Annotated in this window: 24 protein-coding genes; 18 read left to right on the top strand and 6 right to left on the bottom strand. The window is 61.6% G+C overall.

The window, feature by feature from the left end:
• Positions 1-2: 2 nt before the first annotated feature.
• Both ACQY1P_RS17155 and ACQY1P_RS17150 read right to left on the bottom strand, forming a co-directional pair.
• Positions 3-479, bottom strand: coding sequence for a PepSY domain-containing protein (locus ACQY1P_RS17155; protein ID WP_430254578.1), 477 nt, complete (start codon positions 477-479; stop codon positions 3-5).
• A gap of 134 nt (positions 480-613) precedes the next feature.
• Positions 614-925, bottom strand: coding sequence for a hypothetical protein (locus ACQY1P_RS17150; protein WP_430254576.1), 312 nt, complete (start codon positions 923-925; stop codon positions 614-616).
• 240 nt (positions 926-1,165) lie between these two features.
• On the opposite strand from ACQY1P_RS17150, the gene urtA reads away from it, so the two are divergent.
• From urtA to ureG, 18 genes are all read left to right on the top strand, one after another.
• The gene (urtA, locus tag ACQY1P_RS17145; RefSeq protein WP_430254574.1) at positions 1,166-2,458 is read left to right on the top strand and encodes an urea ABC transporter substrate-binding protein; all 1,293 of its coding nucleotides are present in this window, start codon (positions 1,166-1,168) and stop codon (positions 2,456-2,458) included.
• 207 nt (positions 2,459-2,665) lie between these two features.
• Complete coding sequence (gene urtB / locus ACQY1P_RS17140; protein ID WP_430254572.1) at positions 2,666-4,273, top strand: urea ABC transporter permease subunit UrtB; 1,608 nt, start codon at positions 2,666-2,668, stop codon at positions 4,271-4,273.
• Positions 4,270-5,445, top strand: a complete 1,176-nt coding sequence (gene urtC, locus ACQY1P_RS17135; RefSeq protein ID WP_430254570.1) for an urea ABC transporter permease subunit UrtC — start codon at positions 4,270-4,272, stop codon at positions 5,443-5,445. The genes urtB and urtC overlap by 4 nt, the downstream gene beginning before the upstream one ends.
• Before the next feature lie 4 nt (positions 5,446-5,449).
• Positions 5,450-6,211 (top strand): urea ABC transporter ATP-binding protein UrtD, encoded by a 762-nt coding sequence (gene urtD / locus ACQY1P_RS17130; RefSeq protein WP_430254568.1) that lies wholly within the window; start codon positions 5,450-5,452, stop codon positions 6,209-6,211.
• A gap of 184 nt (positions 6,212-6,395) precedes the next feature.
• Complete coding sequence (gene urtE, locus ACQY1P_RS17125) at positions 6,396-7,091, top strand: urea ABC transporter ATP-binding subunit UrtE (protein ID WP_113165714.1); 696 nt, start codon at positions 6,396-6,398, stop codon at positions 7,089-7,091.
• Positions 7,092-7,293: 202 nt separating this feature from the next.
• A complete protein-coding gene (locus ACQY1P_RS17120; protein ID WP_209901560.1) occupies positions 7,294-8,448 on the top strand; it encodes an alpha/beta hydrolase family esterase in 1,155 nt (384 codons plus the stop codon).
• A complete protein-coding gene (locus tag ACQY1P_RS17115; RefSeq protein ID WP_430254565.1) occupies positions 8,385-9,209 on the top strand; it encodes an urease accessory protein UreD in 825 nt (274 codons plus the stop codon). The genes ACQY1P_RS17120 and ACQY1P_RS17115 overlap by 64 nt, the downstream gene beginning before the upstream one ends.
• 33 nt (positions 9,210-9,242) lie before the next feature.
• The gene (locus ACQY1P_RS17110) at positions 9,243-9,545 is read left to right on the top strand and encodes an urease subunit gamma (RefSeq protein ID WP_062455242.1); all 303 of its coding nucleotides are present in this window, start codon (positions 9,243-9,245) and stop codon (positions 9,543-9,545) included.
• A gap of 10 nt (positions 9,546-9,555) precedes the next feature.
• Positions 9,556-9,834: a DUF1272 domain-containing protein gene (locus tag ACQY1P_RS17105; protein WP_430254563.1), complete on the top strand. Its 279-nt coding sequence runs from the start codon at positions 9,556-9,558 to the stop codon at positions 9,832-9,834.
• A gap of 11 nt (positions 9,835-9,845) precedes the next feature.
• Positions 9,846-10,151 carry an urease subunit beta gene (locus ACQY1P_RS17100; RefSeq protein ID WP_430254561.1) on the top strand — a complete coding sequence of 102 codons (306 nt, stop codon included), beginning with the start codon at positions 9,846-9,848 and terminating at the stop codon, positions 10,149-10,151.
• Positions 10,148-10,564, top strand: coding sequence for a lysozyme inhibitor LprI family protein (locus ACQY1P_RS17095; protein WP_174196334.1), 417 nt, complete (start codon positions 10,148-10,150; stop codon positions 10,562-10,564). The genes ACQY1P_RS17100 and ACQY1P_RS17095 overlap by 4 nt, the downstream gene beginning before the upstream one ends.
• A gap of 84 nt (positions 10,565-10,648) precedes the next feature.
• Positions 10,649-10,918 (top strand): AbrB/MazE/SpoVT family DNA-binding domain-containing protein, encoded by a 270-nt coding sequence (locus ACQY1P_RS17090; RefSeq protein WP_062455249.1) that lies wholly within the window; start codon positions 10,649-10,651, stop codon positions 10,916-10,918.
• Entirely contained in the window at positions 10,915-11,322 is a 408-nt protein-coding gene (locus ACQY1P_RS17085; protein ID WP_113109901.1) for a PIN domain-containing protein, read from the top strand. The genes ACQY1P_RS17090 and ACQY1P_RS17085 overlap by 4 nt, the downstream gene beginning before the upstream one ends.
• A gap of 3 nt (positions 11,323-11,325) precedes the next feature.
• Positions 11,326-13,035, top strand: coding sequence for an urease subunit alpha (ureC, locus tag ACQY1P_RS17080; RefSeq protein WP_430254559.1), 1,710 nt, complete (start codon positions 11,326-11,328; stop codon positions 13,033-13,035).
• Between the two features lie 25 nt (positions 13,036-13,060).
• On the top strand, positions 13,061-13,744 hold the full coding sequence (locus tag ACQY1P_RS17075) for a TIGR02117 family protein (RefSeq protein WP_430254557.1): 684 nt from the start codon (positions 13,061-13,063) through the stop codon (positions 13,742-13,744).
• 103 nt (positions 13,745-13,847) lie between these two features.
• Complete coding sequence (ureE, locus tag ACQY1P_RS17070) at positions 13,848-14,324, top strand: urease accessory protein UreE (RefSeq protein WP_062457838.1); 477 nt, start codon at positions 13,848-13,850, stop codon at positions 14,322-14,324.
• A gap of 6 nt (positions 14,325-14,330) precedes the next feature.
• Positions 14,331-15,032, top strand: a complete 702-nt coding sequence (locus ACQY1P_RS17065) for an urease accessory protein UreF (RefSeq protein ID WP_244476123.1) — start codon at positions 14,331-14,333, stop codon at positions 15,030-15,032.
• A gap of 42 nt (positions 15,033-15,074) precedes the next feature.
• Positions 15,075-15,686 carry an urease accessory protein UreG gene (gene ureG, locus ACQY1P_RS17060; protein ID WP_062582696.1) on the top strand — a complete coding sequence of 204 codons (612 nt, stop codon included), beginning with the start codon at positions 15,075-15,077 and terminating at the stop codon, positions 15,684-15,686.
• Between the two features lie 107 nt (positions 15,687-15,793).
• Here the strand turns inward: ureG and ACQY1P_RS17055 are convergent, their stop codons facing one another.
• From ACQY1P_RS17055 to ACQY1P_RS17040, 4 genes are all read right to left on the bottom strand, one after another.
• Complete coding sequence (locus ACQY1P_RS17055) at positions 15,794-16,480, bottom strand: Crp/Fnr family transcriptional regulator (protein ID WP_062455259.1); 687 nt, start codon at positions 16,478-16,480, stop codon at positions 15,794-15,796.
• 187 nt (positions 16,481-16,667) lie between these two features.
• Positions 16,668-19,979: an efflux RND transporter permease subunit gene (locus tag ACQY1P_RS17050; protein ID WP_430254555.1), complete on the bottom strand. Its 3,312-nt coding sequence runs from the start codon at positions 19,977-19,979 to the stop codon at positions 16,668-16,670.
• Positions 19,980-19,989: 10 nt separating this feature from the next.
• On the bottom strand, positions 19,990-21,234 hold the full coding sequence (locus tag ACQY1P_RS17045) for an efflux RND transporter periplasmic adaptor subunit (protein WP_430254553.1): 1,245 nt from the start codon (positions 21,232-21,234) through the stop codon (positions 19,990-19,992).
• 284 nt (positions 21,235-21,518) lie between these two features.
• Positions 21,519-22,484, bottom strand: coding sequence for an ABC transporter substrate-binding protein (locus tag ACQY1P_RS17040; protein ID WP_430254551.1), 966 nt, complete (start codon positions 22,482-22,484; stop codon positions 21,519-21,521).
• Positions 22,485-22,516 lie beyond the last annotated feature (32 nt).

The raw sequence follows: 22,516 nt of genomic DNA, 5'->3' as shown, positions 1-22,516 counted from the left end.
TATCAACCGCCTCCCAGAAGCGAGCCGCTTCTCGCATCGACCCGCAGGGTGCGGATGGCACCGTTGTTGTCGCGCAGTTTCAGTTGATAGACGTCGCGCGACTGCGAGCGGCTGAGACGGATGTCGATGATGCGACCATACCTGGTCGCGTCGATCTTTCTCAGCATCGTCTTTAGCGGCATGATCTGACCGCTGCGAACCGCATCGCGGGCCCGATCGGAATCGTTTGGGCCATAGCCGCCCCCCGATGCGTCATGGCTTCCCGCACCGTCCTTGCCGTCGTCATCACCGCCATCGTCATCGCCGCCGTGGTTATCGCCATCATCGCCACCGCCGTCATTGCCCGAGCCGGAAGATCCGCTGCCATCGCCGCCGCCGTCGCCATCCTTGGCGAATGCGGGCGCAACGGATGCGACAATCGCCGACCCGAGTGTGGCCGCGAGCAGCGCAGCAAGACAGATACGACGGGTCACGCCCATTGATACTCCGGATAGGACTGTGTGGCAGCGCTTTTAAGCCGCGAAACACTACTCTGCCATGATGGCGATGTTGCTGCAAACGGCCGCACCCCCGCCGGCATCCGGCGGGGGTGCGGACAGTGGTCGGACAAAGCCTATTTGTGGCCGCCGCGCGTGCCGCCCTTGTGGTCGTTCTTGTTGTGGTTTGCAGAGTCATCGCTGCTCTTTCCGCCGCGCTTTCCGCCCTTGTCGTCGTTCTTGTCGTGGGTCGCGGCGTCATCGCTGCTCTTTCCGCCGCGCTTGCCACCCTTGTCGTCATTGGCATCATGGTTCGGACCATCGTCCGCACCCTGGCGGGCAAAGGCTGCGGATGTGCCGGCAAAGGGAACGGCTGCCTGGACCAGTGGCAGCGAAGCGGTGAGGGCGAGTGCGGCGGCGAAGGTCGTCAGAGCAAGTTTCGTTTTCATGGCATGTTTCCTCTCGTATTTGGTTGACGAGTGCAGAATGCCATCGGGGCCCTGACAGGCCACTGAGTGCCGCTGTCAGCAAACTGTCAGACTGGCGAGGGCTTGCCCTCCAACGGGCCGGTTCACCCCTCTCGATACGTCATTCGACGTATACGTTTTTGCGGTGCAGCAGCCGATAGTCCGGTTAAGCAACGGTTAAATCTCCGGTTGCTTGAACGAACAAGAAGAGGGGTTCGACCAATGACATTCAGGGTGAAACTTACCGGCGCGCTGCTTGCCGCTGCCATGTCCGCCACGGCGCTTTCGGGCGCATACGCTGCCGACGACACGATCAAGATCGGCGTTCTGCATTCGCTGTCCGGTACGATGGCGATTTCCGAGACGACGCTGAAAGACGCCATGCTGATGATGGTGGCAGAGCAGAACAAGAAGGGCGGCGTTCTCGGCAAGAAGCTCGAAGCCGTCGTCGTCGATCCGGCCTCCGACTGGCCGCTGTTTGCCGAAAAGGCCCGCCAGCTGATCAGCCAGGACAAGGTTGCAGCCGTCTTCGGTTGCTGGACCTCGTCGTCGCGCAAGTCGGTTCTTCCAGTTTTCGAAGAGTTGAACTCGATCCTGTTCTACCCGGTCCAGTACGAGGGTGAAGAATCCTCGCGCAACATCTTCTACACGGGTGCCGCGCCAAACCAGCAGGCCATTCCGGCGGTCGATTATCTTGCCAAGGAAGAAGGCGTGCAGCGTTGGGTTCTCGCCGGTACCGACTATGTCTATCCGCAGACGACCAACAAGATCCTCAAGGCTTACCTGATGTCGAAGGGCGTCGCGGAGGCCGACATCATGGTCAACTACACGCCGTTCGGTCATTCCGACTGGCAGACGATCGTTTCCGACATCAAGAAGTTCGGTTCTGCTGGCAAGAAGACCGCCGTCGTTTCCACCATCAACGGTGATGCCAACGTGCCGTTCTACAAGGAACTCGGCAACCAGGGCATCAAGGCCGAAGACATTCCGGTCGTGGCCTTCTCGGTCGGCGAAGAAGAGCTTGCTGGTCTCGATACCAAGCCGCTGGTCGGCCATCTCGCTGCCTGGAACTACTTCCAGTCCGTCGATGCCGAGGTCAATGCGTCCTTCATCAAGGAATGGCACGCCTTTACCAAGAACGACAAGCGCGTGACCAACGATCCGATGGAAGCCGCCTATATCGGTTTCCAGGCCTGGGTTAAGGCCGTCGAATCCGCCGGCACGACCGACACGAACGCAGTCCTGGACTCGATCATCGGCGTTTCGGTGCCGAACCTGTCGGGCGGTTATTCCACCGTCATGCCGAACCACCACATCACCAAGCCGGTGCTGATCGGTGAAATCCAGGCCGACGGCCAGTTCGAAATCGTCCAGGAAACGCCGGCCGTCGTCGGTGACGAATGGTCGGATTACCTGCCGGACTCCAAGGACCTGATCTCCGATTGGCGCAAGCCCATGTCCTGCGGCAACTTCAACGTTGCCACCGGCAAGTGCGGCGGCAAGGGCGGCAGCTGATCCAGTCTCGGCGAAAGTTGAGCTTGCCCCTCACCCTAACCCTCTCCCCGCATGCGGGGCGAGGGGACGTGCCACGCTTGAGCGTGACCGGGGGTCGGTGAGGGCGTGACGATCATCCTTTTCCCCGCTGGCGGGGAGAAGGTGCCGGCAGGCGGATGAGGGGCGATCGAGCCCTCCGCCCCACGCGGCCATCCGGGGGACAAAGATATGCCTATCCGTTTTTTCACGCTGATTTTTCTGATCTTTTCGTTTGCAGCGCCAGCCTTTTCGCAAGGGGCGGATCCAAAGCCGCTGTTTAACCAGCTCGCCGATGCCGATTTCGGTCAGGCTGAATCGATCGTCGCACAGATCGCCACCAGTGGCGATATCCGCGTTGTGCCGGCGCTTGAGGCGTTTGCCGAGGGTGATCTCTATTTCCGCAAGGCCGACAAGGCCGTCTTCGTGGCCAAACCCGCCGGTTCGCAGCTGGATCTGATCGATCCGGTGACGGCGGAAAGCGCCGGCCAGGTCGCGAAGGGTGCCGTCACCAAGATCCGCGTCAACAATACGCTGCGGCGCGCCATTCGTGCAGCGCTTGGCGGTTTGACGCTGATGAGCCAGGATCGCGGTGTCCGTCTTGCGGCAGCCGATGCAATCCTTTTGTCGCCGAGTGCGGAGGCGCTCGATCTCGTTGAGGCTGCTATTGCCAAGGAAACTGACCGCGACGTCAAATTCCGCATGGAAGAGGCGCGCGCCGTCTCGGTGCTCTCATCCGACCGCTCGCTCGACGAAAAGCGCGCCGCCATCCAGACCATGGGCAATCTCGGCGGGCGCAGTGCGCTCGGCATCCTGAGTTCGGTCTCGTCAACCATCGATCCGAGCCTGAAGGCCGATCTCGATGCGGCGATCAAAGCAATCCAGAACGAGCAGCAGCTGTGGGATCTGGCCCAGAACGTCTGGTACGGCGTGTCGCTCGGCTCGGTGCTGCTCTTGGCCGCGATCGGGCTTGCCATCACCTTCGGCGTGATGGGCATCATCAACATGGCGCATGGCGAAATGGTCATGCTCGGCGCCTATTCCACCTATATGGTGCAGGAAGTGATCCGCAGCCACGCGCCCGGCCTGTTCGACTGGTCGCTGACGATCGCGCTGCCGGTCGCCTTCCTCGTGACCGGTGCCGTCGGTTTCGTTGTGGAGCGCGGTATCATCCGCTTTCTCTATGGCCGTCCGCTGGAAACCCTGCTCGCCACCTGGGGCGTGTCGCTGATCCTGCAGCAGACGATCCGCTCCATCTTCGGCCCCACCAACAAGGAAGTTGGCAATCCGTCCTGGATGTCCGGTTCGTTTCCGCTCGGCGGCATGACGATCACCTGGAACCGCATGTGGATCGTGATCTTCTCGCTGTCGATCTTCTTCGCGCTGCTGGTGGTGATGAAGAAATCCGCCTTCGGCCTCAACATGCGCGCCGTCACCCAGAACCGCCGCATGGCATCCTCCATGGGCATCCGCACCCCATGGGTCGATGCACTGACCTTCGCGCTCGGCTCGGGCATTGCCGGCATTGCGGGCGTCGCGCTCAGCCAAATCGACAACGTCTCGCCCAATCTCGGCCAGAGCTACATTATCGACAGTTTCATGGTCGTGGTGTTCGGCGGCGTCGGCAATCTCTGGGGCACGCTGGTCGGGGCACTTTCGCTCGGGGTGCTCAACAAGTTCCTCGAACCCTCGGTCGGCGCCGTTCTCGGCAAGATCCTGGTTCTGGTTCTCATCATCCTCTTCATCCAGAAACGTCCGCGCGGCCTGTTCGCGCTCAAGGGAAGGGCGATCGAAGCATGATTACCGGCTTCATTCTGCGTGCACTCGAAGGCAAGATCGTCGTTGCGATCGCCATCCTGCTCGGCGTCGCCTTGATCGTTCCGGCGCTCAATCTCCTGACATCGCCCGACAGCGCGCTCCACATCCCGACCTATGCGATGGCGCTGATGGGCAAGTATCTCTGCTACGCGCTTCTGGCGCTCGCACTCGATCTGGTCTGGGGCTATTGCGGCATCCTATCGCTCGGCCACGGCGCGTTCTTCGCGCTCGGCGGTTATGCGATGGGCATGTATCTGATGCGCCAGATCGGCTCGCGCGGCACCTACGGCAATCCGCTGCTGCCCGATTTCATGGTCTTCCTCAACTGGAAGGAACTGCCGTGGTTCTGGTACGGGTTCGATAACTTCGCCTTTGCCATGCTGATGGTTCTGGTCGTGCCGGGCCTGCTTGCCTTCGTGTTCGGCTGGTTTGCCTTCCGGAGCCGGGTCAACGGCGTCTATCTATCGATCATCACCCAGGCGATGACCTATGCGCTGCTGCTTGCCTTCTTCCGCAACGACATGGGTTTCGGCGGCAATAACGGCTTGACCGATTTCAAGGAAATCCTCGGCTTCAACGTGCAGGCCGGCGGCACCCGTGCAGCGCTGTTTGCGATGTCGGCCATCATGCTGGCTCTCTGCCTGCTGGTCGCCTCGGCCATCACCCGCTCGAAATTCGGCAAGGTGCTCGTCGGCGTGCGCGATGCGGAAAGCCGGGTCCGCTTTCTTGGCTTCCGGGTGGAGAATATCAAGCTGTTCACCTTCGTCGTTTCGGCCATGTTTGCCGGCATTGCCGGTGCGCTGTTCGTGCCGCAGGTCGGCATCATCAATCCGGGCGAATTTGCCCCCGCCAACTCCATCGAAGTCGTCGTCTGGACGGCTGTCGGCGGGCGCGGCACGCTGATCGGCCCGATCATCGGCGCCATCCTCGTCAATGCCGGCAAGAGCTATTTCACCGGCGCCTTCCCGGAGATCTGGCTGTTTGCGCTGGGCGGGCTGTTTATTGCCGTCACGCTGTTCCTGCCGCGCGGTATCGTCGGCACAATCCAGCACGGCTTTGCTGGCCGCAAGGCGCTGAAGGCAGCGGTCGAGGCGGAAAAGGGCAGGGATGCCGGGGCGGTCCCGGTCGCCCGACAGGTTCAGGCAGCGGAGTGAGACGATGAACACGATTGCCGAAACACGCGCCAAAAGCCTGCTCTATCTCGAAGACGTCTCGGTCTCCTTCGACGGGTTCAAGGCGATCAACTCGCTGTCGCTTGTGGTCGAACCGGGAGAGCTTCGCGCCATCATCGGCCCGAACGGTGCCGGCAAGACGACGATGATGGATATCATCACCGGCAAGACGCGTCCCGATACCGGCCGGGTGATCTTCGAAGACACGATCGACCTCACCAAGAAGGACGAGGCCGATATCGCCCAGCTCGGCATCGGCCGCAAATTCCAGAAGCCGACCGTGTTCGAAAGCCACACCGTGTGGGACAATCTCGAACTGGCGCTCAACCGGTCGCGCAGCGTGTTCGGCACGCTGTTCTATACGCTGTCTGCCGACGACAAGGCGCGCATCGAGGAGATCCTCGAGACGATCCGCATGTCCCACCGCAAAAACGAATATGCCGCCAATCTTTCCCACGGCCAGAAACAGTGGCTTGAGATCGGCATGTTGCTCGCGCAGGAACCGAAGCTGCTTCTGGTCGATGAACCGGTCGCCGGCATGACGGATGCCGAGACATCCGAGACCGCCTTGCTGCTGAAAGAAATCGCCAAGACCCGCTCGGTCGTGGTGGTGGAACACGACATGGGCTTCATCCGCGATCTCGGCGTCAAGGTGACGTGTCTCGCGGAAGGGTCGGTGCTGGCCGAAGGGTCGATCGATTTCGTGTCGAACGATCCGAAGGTGATTGAGAATTATCTGGGGCGGTGAGGCTTCACCCTCCCCTTGAGGGGGAGGGTCGGCGCAAAGCGCCGGGGTGGAGTGATCTTTGGGATCCCGGCGGTCACCCCCACCCGCAGCTTCGCTGCGACCTCCCCCCTCAAGGGGGAGGTGAAGGGGTGCGGCAAGCTTGTCGATCCTCGAACGGCCGACACAAAGAGAAAAGAGACCGACCATGCTGACAGTCGAAAACGTCAATCTCCATTACGGTGCAGCCCAGGCCCTGCGCGGCGTGTCGATCAAAGCCGATATGGGCAAGATCACCTGCGTGCTTGGTCGCAACGGCGTCGGCAAGTCGTCGCTGCTGCGCGCCGTCACCGGGCAGCATCCGGTGTCAGCGGGGACGATCAGCTTTCAGGGCGAGACGTTGAACGGGCTTGCACCCTATCACCGCGCCAGGCACGGCATCGGCTATGTGCCGCAGGGGCGCGAAATCTTCCCGCTGCTCACCGTTCAGGAAAACCTGCAAAGCGGTTACGCACCGCTGGAGCGCAAGGACAAGTTCATCCCGGACGACATCTTCGCGCTGTTCCCGGTGCTCAAATCCATGCTCGGGCGCCGCGGCGGCGATCTGTCCGGCGGCCAGCAGCAGCAGCTGGCGATCGGACGCGCCATGGTCACGCGGCCGAAAATCCTGGTGCTGGACGAGCCGACCGAAGGCATCCAGCCGTCGATCATCAAGGATATCGGCCGGGCTATCCGTTACCTGCGCGACAGTACCGGCATGGCGATCCTGCTGGTCGAACAGTATCTCGACTTCTGCCGGGAGCTGGCAGATCATGTCTATATTATGGATCGTGGCGAGATCGTGCACGAAGGCGCCGCTGAGACACTGGATACGGCAGAAGCAAGGCGACACCTAACTGTTTAGGGGTCAATGTTTGCATGGCTTCTATTCGTTAACGCGGTTTCAAAGCCTGGGCCTGTGTGCTAGATGAACAGCAGATGAACGCATCTTCCGAACATCGTAGATAACCCCCGCACCCCATGATGAGGCGCTGATGGTCTTTGAACGCATTGTTGGTTCTCGTTCCCGCTCCGCCCTTCGCGCCACCGCGACCGGAGCGTTTTTCTTGGCCGCAGGTGCCGCTTTTGCCGGCTGTGGCCAGCCTATGACGCCGGGTCTCCACCCGGTCACCATCGAGACCGACGGTATCGAACGCCAGGCCGTCTACTTCGTGCCGTCGTCCTATACAGGCAAGGACAAACTGCCCGTCGTGTTCGATTTTCACGGCAGCAACTCCAATCCGGTCGGCCAGTTGAAGCGCTCTTCCTGGGACAAGGTTGCCGAAAAGAACGGGTTTATCGCCGTGGCGCTGCAAGGCAGCCTGTCCGGCAAGGCGCCGGGCACCTATGGCTGGAACGTTCCGCATGTGCAGGTGAGCCAGGCTATTCTTCCCAATGGCGCCCAGGGCGGCCAGGACGAGATCGCCTTTATCGAGGATGCCGTCGAAGAGGTGAAGGATGACCTCTGCGTCGATCCGAACCGGATCTTTGCCTCGGGTTATTCCGGTGGCGGCCGCATGCTGTCGGCCTATGTCTGCTCCGGTCAGGACGATTTCGTCGCGGCAGGTTTTGTGAATTCGCTGCGCGCCGGTCGTCCCGTCGAGACCGATGGCAAGTGGGGGCCCGATGCCGCCAACTGCAATCCGGCCAAGCCGATCTCGATCGTGGCCTTTGCGGGCGAAAAAGATGCCCAGAACCCCTATGCCGGCGGCGGCAGCGCCTATTGGCAGTATGGTTTCAAGACCGCGATCAAGCGCTGGACCGATCTCGACGGCTGCAAGGGCAACGGTAACGCAAAGACTGTCGAAGGCGTGACCTACACGATGTACGGCACCTGCACCAACGGCGCCCGCATCGCGACCTACGTCTTCGAAAAGGGCACGCATGACTGGCCGAGGCCTTCGGAAGCCCGGGAAGCGGTGATGGCTGCCGCCAAGGATGGCGTTGCCGGTGTCACCAAGGTTTCGAGCGTCGTGCCGGCCAAGCCTGCCTTCGACGCCAATGTCGATCCGGCTTTCCGCATGTGGGATTTCTTCTCGAAGGCCGACACGACGGATATGGTCGCCACGGCCGCGCCTGCGAAATCCTCTAGCGGATCGAAGTCTGGCACGACTGTTGCGTCTGACTGCTCGACACAGATCAACATGCAGGACACGACGTGCAGCAGCATTCAGCCGACGACACCCCGCCGCAGCGGGCAAGGGGTTCGGGACGCCTTGTAACCAAGGCGTTTGCCGGGCGCACACGGCTTGACCAGTTCTTCCAGGAAGGCTGCGCAAAAATACGCCTTCCGGAAACCTTTTCGCCTGAAATGGAGGCGATCCTCATCAACACGTCAGGGGGACTGACGGGCGGCGACGTGATCGATTGGTCCGTCGCCGCATCCGATTCCACCCGCCTCTCGGTCACCACGCAGGCCAACGAGAAGATATACAAGGCAGCCGCAGACACTGCCTCCGTCTCCACTCATATCACCGTCGGCGAAAACGCCTCCGTCCACTGGTTGCCGCAGGAAACCATCCTGTTCGACCGTTCCTCGCTGACCCGCCGGCTCGATGTGGATCTCGCCGAAACCGCCAAATTTCTCGCGGTCGAGGCCGTCATTCTCGGTCGTAAGATGATGGGCGAAGCGGTCAATCTCGGCTTCTTCCGCGATCGCTGGCGTGTCCGGCGCGCAGGCTCGCTCATTCATGCGGAAGAAATGCGTTTCGACGGCGAAATCGCGCGACTGGCGGAAGCGGCCGCCGTCCTTTCGGGCCAGGTCGCCTTCGCGACGCTGTTTTATTCCGGACCGCTGGCGGAGGCTCTGTTTCCGAAGCTGAGGGACTGTCTCGGGCCCACGTCCGGCGGGGCGAGCTTCTTCAACGGCAAGATCGTTGCGCGTCTCACGGCACCGACGGGGTTCGAGCTCAGAAAAAGCCTGGTACCGGCAATTTCCGTATTGCGTAACGGCGCGCCAGTGCCGAAAGTCTGGAACATCTGATTTGTCATTGATGACGCCGATTGCGGGAAGCCCATGAACCTCACCCCACGCGAAAAAGACAAGCTCTTGATTTCCATGGCCGCGGTCGTTGCCCGTCGTCGCCTGGAGCGGGGCGTCAAGCTGAACTATCCGGAAGCGATCGCGCTGATCACCGACTATGTGGTGGAAGGTGCGCGCGATGGCCGCTCCGTGGCCGCTTTGATGGAAGAGGGCGCGCATGTCATCACCCGCGACCAGGTGATGGATGGCATCCCTGAAATGATCCACGACGTGCAGGTGGAAGCGACGTTCCCGGACGGGACCAAGCTCGTCACCGTGCACGAACCGATCCGCTGAGAGGTTCGCCATGGCTCTCGAACTGCGCCCCAACTGCGAATGCTGCGACAAGGATCTCGCGCCCGACAGCCGCGAGGCGATGATCTGCACGTTCGAATGCACCTATTGCGTCGATTGCGCTACGAGCGTGCTTGCCGGTATCTGCCCGAATTGCAATGGTGAACTGGTGCGTCGTCCGGTGCGCCCGGCCGCAGCACTCGTCAACAATCCGGCCTCGACGGTGCGTGTTCTGAAGGCCGAAGGCTGCCAGCCGAAACTCGCCCAGCCGAAATTAGCATTGAGCGCCTGAGGAGGTGGACCATGATACCCGGTGAACTCTTTACCGTTGCAGGCGAGATCGAACTCAATGTCGGCGCCCCGACGATCTCGATCGAGGTTTCCAATACCGGCGACCGGCCGGTGCAGGTGGGCAGCCACTACCATTTCTTCGAGACCAATAACGGACTTGCGTTCGATCGCGACAAGGCGCGCGGCATGCGGCTCGATATCCCCGCCGGCACCGCCGTTCGCTTCGAACCGGGTCAGACCCGGTCGATCACGCTGATCCCGCTGTCCGGCGCCCGCAAGGTCTACGGGTTCCAGCAGAAGATCATGGGTGCCCTATGAAATCGCTGGCGCTTCTGGCCGCCTGTGGCTGCGTGCTCCTGATCGATGCTCCGGCATCCGGCGAGGACAGGCCGGACGTGGACTGCGACAACGCCCAGGTCCAGATGGAACTGACCTACTGCGCCGAGCAGGAATTCATCGCCGCGGACAAGCTTCTCAACACTCAATACAAGAAGACCCGCGACCTGATGCGGGCCCGTGATGCGGATGCCGATCCCTCCACGGCAGGTGCGGAGAAAGCCCTCGTCGCAGCGCAACGCGCCTGGGTCGCCTACCGCGACGCCCAATGCGCCTCCTACGGCTTCCAGGCCCGCGGCGGCTCGATGGAACCGATGCTGATCTATGGCTGCCAGGCGGGGCTGACTGCGAAGCGGACGGACGAGCTGAAGGAGCTGACGGAAGAGGGGAACTGAGCCTTTTTTGCGCCAGAAGCGACATTGGTTAGGCAGGAATTTTTGCGGTAAACTAGGCGCTTTCGATAGCGCCGGAGCACGATAATGGGCAGGTTCGAAGCCAAAACATCGACGGATGGAGAAGCAACGATCCCGGTCGAGGTGCGTCAGGCGCTCGGCCTGAAGCCTGGGGGCTCGCTGCAGTTCATCGTTGATGACGAGGGCAAGGTCACCGTCGAGGCGAAGAAGAGCGATCTCGCGCATTTGCGCGGCATCTTCGGCAAGCACGACGGCCCGCCAATGGATATCGAGGAGGCGATCACAGAGACGGTCGCCCGCCGAACGTCTCCCAGTCGCTCGGAGGATGATCCTTGATCGGTCTCGATACCAATATTCTTGCTCGATATTTTCTGGACGATGACCCTCTTTGGTCGCCACGGGTGGCGCAATTTTTTCACGAAAGACTTTCCACGAGCCGGCCGGGGTTCATCAATCCCATCACGCTGGTTGAACTCGTCTGGGTACTTCGTCGCAAAACCGGTTACGATCGCGAACGACTGGCCAGCCTTATCGAAGGACTTATCTCGTCCGATCGTCTTGTCATCGGCGACGCTGATGCGGTGGTCAGAGCGCTTGCGTCGTTCAGGACGGGAACTGCCGGTTTTGCGGATTACTTTATTGCCGAACTCAACACGGCTGCCGGCGCGTCACCAACCGTGACACTCGACCACGCCGCCGCCAAGAACATGCCTTTCATTCTGCTTTCTCAGGAAGTCTGATCCATGCCCTACAAAATGTCCCGCGCGTCCTATGCTTCCATGTTCGGCCCGACCACCGGTGACAAGGTGCGGCTTGCCGATACCGAACTCATCATCGAAGTCGAGAAGGATTTCACCGTCTATGGCGAGGAGGTCAAGTTCGGCGGCGGCAAGGTCATTCGTGACGGCATGGGACAGAGCCAGGCAACGCGGGCCGAGGGCGCTGTCGATACTGTCATCACCAATGCGCTGATCGTCGATCACTCCGGCATCTACAAGGCCGATGTCGGTCTGAAGGACGGCCGGATCCATGCGATCGGCAAGGCGGGCAATCCGGATACGCAACCGGGCGTGACGATCATCGTCGGACCATCCACCGAGGCGATTGCCGGCGAAGGCAAGATCCTGACCGCCGGCGGCATGGATGCGCATATCCATTTCATCTGCCCGCAGCAGATCGAGGAAGCGCTGATGTCGGGCATCACGACGATGCTTGGTGGCGGGTCGGGACCGGCGCACGGTACGCTTGCCACCACCTGCACCGGCGCCTGGCATATCGAGCGGATGATCGAAAGCTTTGATGCGTTTCCGATGAACCTCGCGCTGGCCGGGAAGGGCAATGCCTCGCTGCCGGCGCCGCTCGAGGAAATGATCCTCGCCGGCGCGTCATCGCTGAAGCTGCACGAGGACTGGGGCACGACGCCCGCCGCCATCGACAACTGCCTGACAGTCGCCGACGCTTTCGACGTGCAGGTGATGATCCACACCGATACGCTCAACGAAAGTGGCTTCGTGGAAGACACGATCGGCGCCATCAAGGGCCGCACCATCCATGCCTTCCACACGGAAGGGGCCGGCGGCGGTCACGCGCCTGACATCATCAAGATCTGCGGCAATCCCAACGTCATTCCGTCCTCGACCAATCCGACACGGCCCTACACGATCAACACGCTGGCCGAACATCTCGATATGCTGATGGTGTGCCACCACCTGTCGCCGTCGATCCCGGAAGACATCGCCTTTGCCGAAAGCCGCATCCGCAAGGAGACGATCGCTGCGGAGGACATCCTGCACGATATCGGCGCCTTCTCGATCATCTCGTCGGACAGCCAGGCGATGGGCCGCGTCGGCGAAGTTGCCATCCGCACCTGGCAGACGGCCGACAAGATGAAGCGCCAGCGCGGTCATCTGCCCGATGAAACCGGCGACAACGACAATTTCCGCGTCAAACGCTATATCGCCAAATACACGATCAACCCCGCGATCGCGCACGGCATCAGCCATGAAATCGGCTCTGTCGAAGTCGGCAAGCGCGCAGATCTGGTGCTCTGGAGCCCTGCCTTTTTCGGCGTGAAGCCGGAAATGGTGCTGCTCGGCGGCTCGATCGCGGCAGCGCCGATGGGTGATCCGAACGCTTCTATCCCGACGCCGCAGCCGATGCACTATCGCCCGATGTTTGCAGCCTATGGCAAGCTGCGCACCAATTCCTCCGTCACCTTCGTTTCCCAGGCGTCGCTCGACGCAGGCATCGTCGGCAGGCTGGGGGTTGCTAAAAAGCTCTTGGCCGTCAGCAACACCCGTGGCGGCATCTCGAAAGCGTCGATGATCCACAATTCGCTGACGCCGCATGTGGAGGTCGATCCGGAAACCTACGAAGTACGCGCCGATGGGGAGCTCCTGACCTGCAAGCCGGCAACGGTTCTGCCGATGGCACAGCGGTACTTCCTCTTCTGATGCAATACCTTCCCGGACACGGCGCATGAAGAGGTTTGCACGGCGGTTGCTGCTGGCGATCCCTGTCATTGGCCTGCTAATCGTGCTGGCGGTCGCCATCGGCACATTCGTGCCGCGGCCACTGTTTGCGCCGGATCCCCCGCACGCTTCCGAAAACACGCGCCGGATTCTGGTTCTTTCGAACCCGATCCATACGGATCTCGTCATCCCGCTCGATGCGGAAACGCGGGCGTCCTATTCGTTTCTGGATTCATCAGGCATTCCCGTCGCCGATCCCGCGGCAGAATGGCTGGTGATCGGCTGGGGAGGGCGGTCCTTCTATCTGGAAACGCCGACCTGGGCCGATCTCAAACCCATGCCGGCCTTCCGCGCGCTGACCATCGATTCCTCGGTCATGCATGTCGATGTCGCCGGCGGCATAGACGACACGCATCCGGCCGTGCAGGCGTTCGATCTCGATGCAGATCAATTCCAAGCCATGTCCGACTTCATTCGTGCCAGTTTTGTGGAGGTGGATAACAAGGTCGTGCCCATCCCCGGCGCAGGCTACGGCGTCTATGACCGCTTCTTTGAAGCGCATGGATCGTTCAACGCGCTTGTCGGCTGCAACACCTGGACCGCGCGGGCGCTGAGGGCCGCGGGACTGCGCACGGGGCTGTGGAATCCACTGCCGCAGTTGCTGGCGCTGTCGCTCCGGATTTTCAATTGACGGCCCATGCTTTTCCCGGCCACGGATTTTGCAGCCGGGAGCGTAACTAGGCCTTGTGCCGAGCATCGCGCTTGGTGATTATGCCGCCTTCAAGGAGACATCAATGCAGCATATCCATTCCTATCGTCCCGCCGGTGAAATCAGCGATCCGCCGGTGGATGTCGTCACCTTGCCGCATGATCTGCGGCACCTGCGCCGCAAGCTGCTGCATTTGTCGAACGGCGACATGGTGATGCTCGATCTCAAGGAAGCGGTGCTGTTTCACCATGGTGACCGGCTGGTGCTTGAGAACGGGGATACGGTGGAAGTGCAGGCGGCGCCGGAAAAGCTGTTCGAGGTCAAGGCGCGCGATACGCTGCACCTGATCGAGCTTGCCTGGCATCTCGGCAACCGGCACCTGTCGGCGCAGATCGAGGACGGCCGTATCCTCATCCTGCGCGATCACGTCATCCGTTCCATGCTGCAGGGCCTCGGCGCAACCGTCACCGACATTGACGAACCCTTCCAGCCGGCCCGCGGCGCCTATCACGCGCATGGCGGCCATGATCACGGCAGTCACGGTCATCATGCCCATGACTGAACCGGTATGATGCAAGACGTGGGTCTGCAGGGTAAGCTTGGGCAGGGGCTAGATACGCACGCCTTGCTCCGTCTGATGGCATGGCTGTCTCCGGCTTTTCCGATCGGCGGCTTTGCCTGGTCGGGCGGGCTGGAGCGCGCGGTGGCGGATCGGCTGGTGACATCGGCCTCGGATCTCGCATCCTGGCTCGAAACCATCCTGCTTCACGGTTCGCTCTGGAACGATGCGGTTCTGTTTTCGAGCGCTTTCGAGGCTGTCGATCAACCCGACGCGTTGAAGGACCTCTCCGAACTCGGTCTGGCGCTGGTAGGCTCGGCAGAGCGTCATGCGGAAACGTTATCGCTCGGCCAGGCCTTCGTCACGGCGGCCATCGCCTGGCCGCACCCTGTGCTGCAGCTTTTGCCGAAACAGGTGCCCTTTCCGATCGCGGTCGGCGCCATCTCGGCGGCCCATGGCGTGCCGAAGACGAGCGCAATCGCCGCCTATCTGCATGCGGCTGTCTCGCAATCGGTCTCAGCCGGCATCCGCCTTGGTGTGTGCGGTCAGGCCCACGGCGTCGGCATTCTGGCCGGTCTCGAGGCTCTGGTTGGCGAGATTGCGACCAAGGCGCAAGGCGCAACGCTCGATGATCTCGGCGGTGCCGCCGTGCAGGCGGAGATCGCCTCGCTTCGCCACGAAACACAGCATTCGCGGCTGTTCCGGTCCTAGCGACCGGGATAAGCTGTTGCAGCAATCGAAAGGAATGTCCTCATGAAATCGGCAAACGGACCGCTTCGCGTCGGGATCGGCGGGCCGGTCGGCTCCGGCAAGACGGCGCTCACCGAAAAGCTCTGCAAGGCGATGCGCGACAAATATTCGGTCGCAGTCGTCACCAACGATATCTACACGAAAGAGGATGCCGAAGCGCTGGTGCGGATGCAGGCGCTGTCGTCGGACCGGATCGTCGGCGTCGAGACGGGCGGATGTCCGCATACGGCGATCCGCGAGGATGCGACGATCAATCTTCAGGCGATCGCCGGTCTCAACGAGCGCATTCCCGATCTCGACATCGTGTTCATCGAATCCGGCGGCGACAATCTGGCGGCGACGTTTTCCCCGGATCTCGCCGATATCACAATCTACGTGATCTCCACCTGCCAGGGAGAGGAAATTCCCCGCAAGGGCGGACCGGGTATCACCCGCTCCGATCTCCTGATCATCAACAAGAAGGACCTGGCGCCTTACGTCGATGTCGATATCGACGTGATGGACAGGGATGCTTCACGGATGCGCGAGATGAAGCCACATGTCTTTACCGACCTCAAGCGCGGCGAGGGCGTCGAGCATGTGGTGCGGTTCCTGGAGACGCAGGGCGGGCTGTGAGATCGCGATGACGAGGTCTGCGGTTTCCTGATCCGTTGAGGCAAGCCATGCTGACGCGAGTGGCCGGCCTGCTTAGGCCGGCCTCCCGGGTTACTTGCTTCGACGGTTCAGATTTCCCGCAGCGCCTGCACGTCCACCACCTGGATGATGCGGCCGCGAACCGTGACGCCTGTCTTGCGCAGGGACGAAAAGGCGCGCGACAGGGCTTCGGGAGCCAGTCCCAGCATGCCGGCGAGCAGGCTTTTCTGGAACGGCAGGCGGATGGCTGCCGGTCCACCGTCAACCGGGCAGCGGCTGAGGATGTAGTTTGCCACCCGTTGCGGCGCCGTGAACAGCCGGTCGTTGGCAACACAGTCCATCGTGCTGATCAGATGACGCGACAGGGTCGTCATCACGGCGCGGGAGATACCGGGATCCTCTTCAGCCAGATCCTTGACCGTCTGCAGGTCGAAACGCACCAGCGTGCAGGTCTCTGCGGCCTGGGCGAAAAAGGGATACTTCCGGTCCGCATAAAGCATGCACTCGCCGAACGTATCTCCCGGTGCGGAAATGCGGATATCCGCATCGCGCCCGTCTCGGCTCAGCCGGTAGAGGCGGACATAGCCGTTCAGCACACAGTAAAACGCTTCGGCACGTTGGCCCTCTCGCACGATGAGGTCACGGGCGGACACTGTCTCGACACTCATCGCCGACAGCATCTTGACCAGCGAGTTACCGGTCAGGCCGTGCATGAAAGGCGTTTTCATGAGAACCGCGCGGTCGCGATTGTTGAGTTTGATGTCGCCGTTGCCCATGTCCGTTCTTCTTTTCTGGCGGGGAGCTTCCTAGAATGTAATTATTCTAAATTAACACGTGCTCCGAAGCGCGTTTTGACGTCGATCAAATCGTCCAAGATTCTTTGCGATCGGGATGCGCTTTTGCATTTCCGCACCCTTCGACGTCTTCTGCCCCACCCGGAATTGCTTGCTCGGACCGGTGTTTTTACTCCGCAGCCATGGGCGGAAGCCGCAGGACCTTGGCGCCGCCAGAGGCGCTGAGCATATCGTGGTCGATGCCGTTTTCGCGTTCCAGCCGGCGAAGCCGCTCGCCAAGGTCACGGTTCTCCTGGGTCAGTTCCTCGTTGGAAAGGCCGAAATCCTCCTCTTCTTTCTTGCCGACCAGGCGACCGAAGATCCGCCCGAGCAGGCCGGAAAGATCGTCCATGATGAGGAAGAAGGCGGGGACAACGAGGAGCGACAGGACGGTGGAAACGATGATGCCGCCGATCACGGCGATTGCCATCGGGGCGCGGAACGATCCGCCTTCGCCGATACCCATCGCCGAGGGCAACATGCCGGCCGACATGGCGATAGACGTCATGATGATCGGGCGGGCGCGCTTGCGGCCGGCTTCGACCATCGCGTGAACACGCTCCAGTCCGTGGCGTTTCATCTCGATGGCGAAATCCACGAGCAGGATGGCGTTCTTCGTGACAATCCCCATCAGCATCAGGATACCGATCAGAACCGGCATCGACAGCGCGTTCTGGGTGACGATCAGCGCCACCGCCACGCCGCCGATCGCAAGCGGCAGCGAGAACAGGATGGTCAGCGGCTGGATGACGTCCTTGAACAGCAGGATCAGCACGACCAGAACCAGAAGCAGGCCCATCAGCATGGCATTGCCGAAGCTCTGGGTCATTTCCGCCTGCACCTTGGCGTCGCCGCTTTCGGCCAGCCGAACGGATGGCGGAAGGTTGGTTTCGTCGACGATGCGTTTGAACTCGGCCGACGACGTATCGAGGGCGGTGCCGAAGGGGACGTCGGAGCCGATCGCCACGACGCGGTTGCGGTCGTTTCGCTTGATCGAACTCGGGCCTTCCGAATAGTCCACGTCGGCAACGCTCGCAAGCGGCACGGTGGCGCCGCTTGAAGTCCGAAGCTTCAACGCCTTGATGGATGCCAGATCGCGCCGCACATCGAGCGAGGTCTGGACACGGATCGGGATCTGCCGGTCATCCAGATTGATCTTGGCGAGATTGGCGTCGATATCGCCGATGGTCGCGACGCGTACGGTCTCGGAGATCTGCTGCGGCGTGATGCCGAGGCGCGCGGCTTCGGCCATACGCGGACGGATCTGCAGTTCCGGCCGGGGCAAGGCACCATCGGAGGAAACATTGGCAAGGATCGGCGAAGCGCGCAGGCGCGATTCCAGGAGCCCGATCGCGTCGTTCAGGTCGGCCTCGTTGTCGGAGAGGAAGTTGAACGCAAGCTCGCGCTCGGCCCGGTCGTTGACCTTGGAAATCCGCACGTCCGGAATATCGCGGACGGCCGCGAAGATATCCTTCTCCACGTCCCATTGCGGACGGGTGCGGCCGTGTTCCTCGATCTTCGGCATATAGGAACCGATCAGCGGCAGGCCGCCCAGCCCCTTGTTGACTAGCGTCTTGATCAGCGAATGGTCGATGTTTTCGAGGATGACGCGGACGGTCGAGCGGCGCAGTTCGAGATCACCCTTGGGCGAGGCGCCACCGAGCACGAAGACGCTTTCGACGCCGTCGATATCGCGAACCGCGTGGTCGATCCTTTCAGACGTCTCGGCGGTCTCCTCCAGCGTCGCATTGGGCGGCAGCTCGACGGAGAGAACGACGCGCGAGGAATCGTCGGGCGGCAGGAAGCTGCCGGGCACCTTGCTCAGCAGCATGAGCGAGCCGGCGAGGAAGGCGATGGCGCCGAGAAGCGTCGCATAGCGCCAGTACCATTTGCGGGTCGTGCCGGTGACGAGGCGCGTATAGGCGCGCATGATCCAGCCGTCATTGTCGTGATGGTCTTCCATCCCGTCTTCGGCGCGCATAAGATAGGCCGCCATCAGCGGCGTGATCAGGCGCGCGACCGCCAGCGAGAAGAAGACCGAGAAGGCGACGGTCAGGCCGAACTGGATGAAATACTGTCCGGGAACGCCCGGCATGAAGGAAACGGGCACGAACACGGCGATGATGGTGAAGCTGGTCGCGATGACGGCGAGGCCGATCTCGTCGGCCGCCTCGAGTGCGGCCTTGTATGGCGTCTTGCCCATCTTGATATGGCGGGCGATGTTTTCGATCTCGACGATCGCGTCATCCACCAGAATACCGGTCGCAAGCGTCAGCGCCAGGAACGAGACAAGGTTGAGCGAGAAGCCCATCAAGTCCATGACCCAGAAGGTGGGGATCGCCGACAGCGGCAGGGCGACGGCTGCGATCAGCGTTGCGCGCCAGTTGCGCAGGAACAGCATGACGACGATGATGGCAAGGATCGAGCCTTCGACCAGCGTGTGCAGGGCCGCTTCGTAATTGCCGTAGGTGAAATAGACGGAGTCGTCGACCATGGCGATCGCAACGTCGGGATGCGCCTTGCGCACGCCGTCGAGGCTTTCCGCCACGGTTTCGGCGACCGAGACTTCGCTCGCACCCTTGGCGCGGAAGACCGCGAAGGTGACGGCCGGCGTGCCGTTGAAGCGCGAGAAGGATTTCTGCTCCTCATAGGTATCGGTGACGGTGCCGAGTTCCGACAGCCGCACGAAACGATTGTTGGAAAGGCTGATCGACGTCTCGGCCAGTTGCGCCACATCGCGGGCATCGCCGAGCGTGCGGATCGTCTGTTCGTTGCCGGCAACCTGGCCGCGGCCGGAGCCGAGATTGACATTGGTGCCGCGGATCTGCTGGTTCACGTCGGCCGCCGTGATACCATAGGCATCGAGCTTGGCGGGATTGAGCGACACGCGCACTTCGCGATCCGAGCCGCCGTAACGGTCGATCCGGCCGATCCCGGCCTGGCCTTCCAGCGCCCGCGTCACCGTGTCGTCGACGAACCACGAGAGTTCCTCAAGCGTCATGTTGGGCGATGAGACGGCGAATGTCTGGATCGCCTGTCCTTCGACATCGACCTTGGTGACGATCGGTTCCTCGATGCCGGCCGGCAGGTCGCCGCGGATCTTGTCGATCGCGTCCTTGGTATCCTGCACAGCTTCGGGCGTTGGCTTTTCGATGCGGAAGACGACGACCGTCTGCGACTGGCCATCGGTGATGGTGGACTGGACTTCGTCGATGCCGCTGATCGAGGCAACGGCATCCTCGATCTCCTTGGTCACCTGTACTTCCAGTTCGGCAGGCGAGGCGCCGGACTGGACGACGGTGACGGAGACGACGGGCACGTCGATATTCGGGAAGCGGGTGATCGGCAGCGCATAGAAGGACTGAATGCCGACGTACAGCAACAGGGCAAAGCCGAGAAGCGGCGCGATCGGGTTGCGGATGGACCAGGCGGAGAAGTTCATCTTCGCGTCCTCAATTCGAAACAGCGGCGGGCGGGGCCCGGTCAGCTTCGGCCTTGTCGGCGCCAGCCTTTGAGCCCGGCAGGACCGGGTTGATCTTGTCGCCGTCGCGCACGAAGGCGCCGGCCTTGGCGACGACCCGGTCGCCCTCGGCAATGCCACTGACGATCTGGATGAAGGCGCCGTCCTGAATGCCGGTTTCTATCTTGACCTGCTTGACGGTGTCGCCTTCCACCTTGCGGGTGACCGAGCCCGAAGGCGCCGTGGTCACGGCCGAGAGCGGCAGGGCCAGCGCCGTCGTTTCGGTGATGACGATCTCCGCACTGCCATACATGCCCGATCGGGCACCACTCTCGTCATCGACGACGATATGCACGGCGCCGAGGCGGGTGGTCGCATCGACGGAGGGCGAAACGATCCGCACCTTGCCTTCGATCTTGCGTGTGCCGCCGGCGATGGTGATGATCGCCTTCTGGCCGAGCTTCACCTTCTGGATGTCGGTTTCCGAAAGATCGGCCACGAGTTCGATCGCGCCGTCTTTGATGATGGTGAAGAGCGGTTCGCCGGCGCCGGCGGCAATCGCGCCGATCCGCGCATTCTTGGCCGTGACGACGCCATCAACCGGGCTTTTGACGCCGGTGCGGGCAAGGTTGAGGTCGACGTCCTTGATCTGCGCATCGACGACCTTGACGTCGGCTTCACTGACGGAAACGGCCTGTCTTGCGGCATTGAGCCTTGCTTCGGCGACTTCAACCTGGGCCTGCGTCTGTTCGACCTGGCTCTGGCTGCTGGTGCCGTTTTGTCCGAGTTTTCTGGTGCGGTCGCGCTGGCGGATGGCGTCGGCAAGATTGGCTTCGGCCTCGATCACCTGCGCCTTGTATTGCGCGACGCCGGCCTCGGCCTTGGCCCTGTTTGCCTCAAGCTGGCTTTTTTGCAGAATGAGCGAGTCGTCGTTGAGGGTTGCGAGAACCGCGTCCTGCTTCACCTCGTCGCCGACATCGGCATCGACGCTGCGGATAGAGAGACCATCGACCAGAGGCTGGATGTAGATTTCCTCGATCGGGCGGATCGTACCGGTCGCGATGACCCTATCGGTCATCGGGCGGGTTTTGGCCTCGATCACGATGATCGACGGAAGGTTCTTCTGCGGTGCGGTCGGCTGTGCTTGCTGCGCCAATGCCGGAAAGGCGAGGAGCGTGATCAGGGCAGGGGCGAGGGACGCCGCCAACAACGCGAGCTTTGACGAAATGCGAAACATGCGACGACTTCCGATGCACCAGAGGGTCTTTATTTCGCTGTCAGGGATCCGCGCCCCTCCCTGCGCAGTTCCTGATGAGGTGGTGACGACCCAAAGCCGCCACAAGTCCGTCATCCGACAAATTCATGTCCCGTGTTTTTACGGCTTCCGTCGCCGCAAATCAATCTGCTCGCGGAAATGCCAAGACCAAGATCAGTGATGGTTACCGCCCCATAAAATATGCCCGGCAGCGCGCCGGGCATATACTGTTTTCGGCAGGTTAGATCAGCTCGATCAGGCCCTGCTTATTTAAGAGCGGCGGTCGTTACATCGGTCGTGTAGCCGCCATCCGGCTGCTTGGTGATGATCCTCTGATCGAGCAGCGCCTTTACCGTGCGCTCGTACGTCGCCATGTCCAGCTTGCCGTCGCCGATCAGCTTTGCCACTTCGCCCATCATGCGCTTCTGGTGGTTCTCGTCCTGGCCGCCATTGTCCATGACGATTTCTGCGGCTTCTTCCGGGTTCTCGATCGCGTATTTCCAGCCCTTCATCGAAGCGCGCACGAACTTGACCATGTTCTCCTTGAACTTTGGATCGGCCAGCTTTGTGTCGAGAGCGTAGAGCCCGTCTTCCAGAAGGTCGTTGCCGAGCTTGGTATAGTTGAAGACGACCAGATCTTCGGCCTTGAAGCCGGCGTCGATCGCCTGCCAGTATTCGTTATAGGTCATGACGGAGATGCAGTCCGCCTGCTTCTGGATCAGCGGCTGGACGTCGAAGCTCTGCTTCAGAACCGTCACGCCATCCGTACCGCCCTCGGTCTTCAAGCCGACCTTGTTCATCCAGGCAAAGAACGGATACTCGTTGCCGAAGAACCAGACGCCGAGCGTCTTGCCCTTGAAATCGGCTTCCGTCTTGACCGGGCCGTCCTTCGGGCAAATCAGCTCGAGACCGGACTTGGCGAAAGGCTGGGCGATGTTGGTCAGCGGTACGCCCTTTTCGCGGGCAACCAGCGCGCCGCCCATCCAGTCGACGATCACGTCGGCGCCGCCGCCGGCGATCACCTGTTCCGGAGCGATATCGGGACCACCCGGCTTGATCGTCACGTCAAGGCCTTCCTCCTCGTAGAAGCCCTTGTCCTTGGCCACGAAATAACCGCCGAACTGGCCCTGGGCGACCCATTTCAGCTGCAGCGTCAGCTTGTCGGCGGCGAATGCATTGGATGCAGCGAGCGAGAACGCTCCCGCCATCAGTGCCATGATCATCTTTTTCATTGTCGTTTCCCTCTTTTGTTGCCGCCCCCGTT

Source organism: Neorhizobium sp. DAR64872/K0K18, from assembly GCF_050500175.1.
Lineage (GTDB): Bacteria > Pseudomonadota > Alphaproteobacteria > Rhizobiales > Rhizobiaceae > Neorhizobium > Neorhizobium soli.
This window is presented reverse-complemented; position numbering and strand designations above follow the sequence as displayed.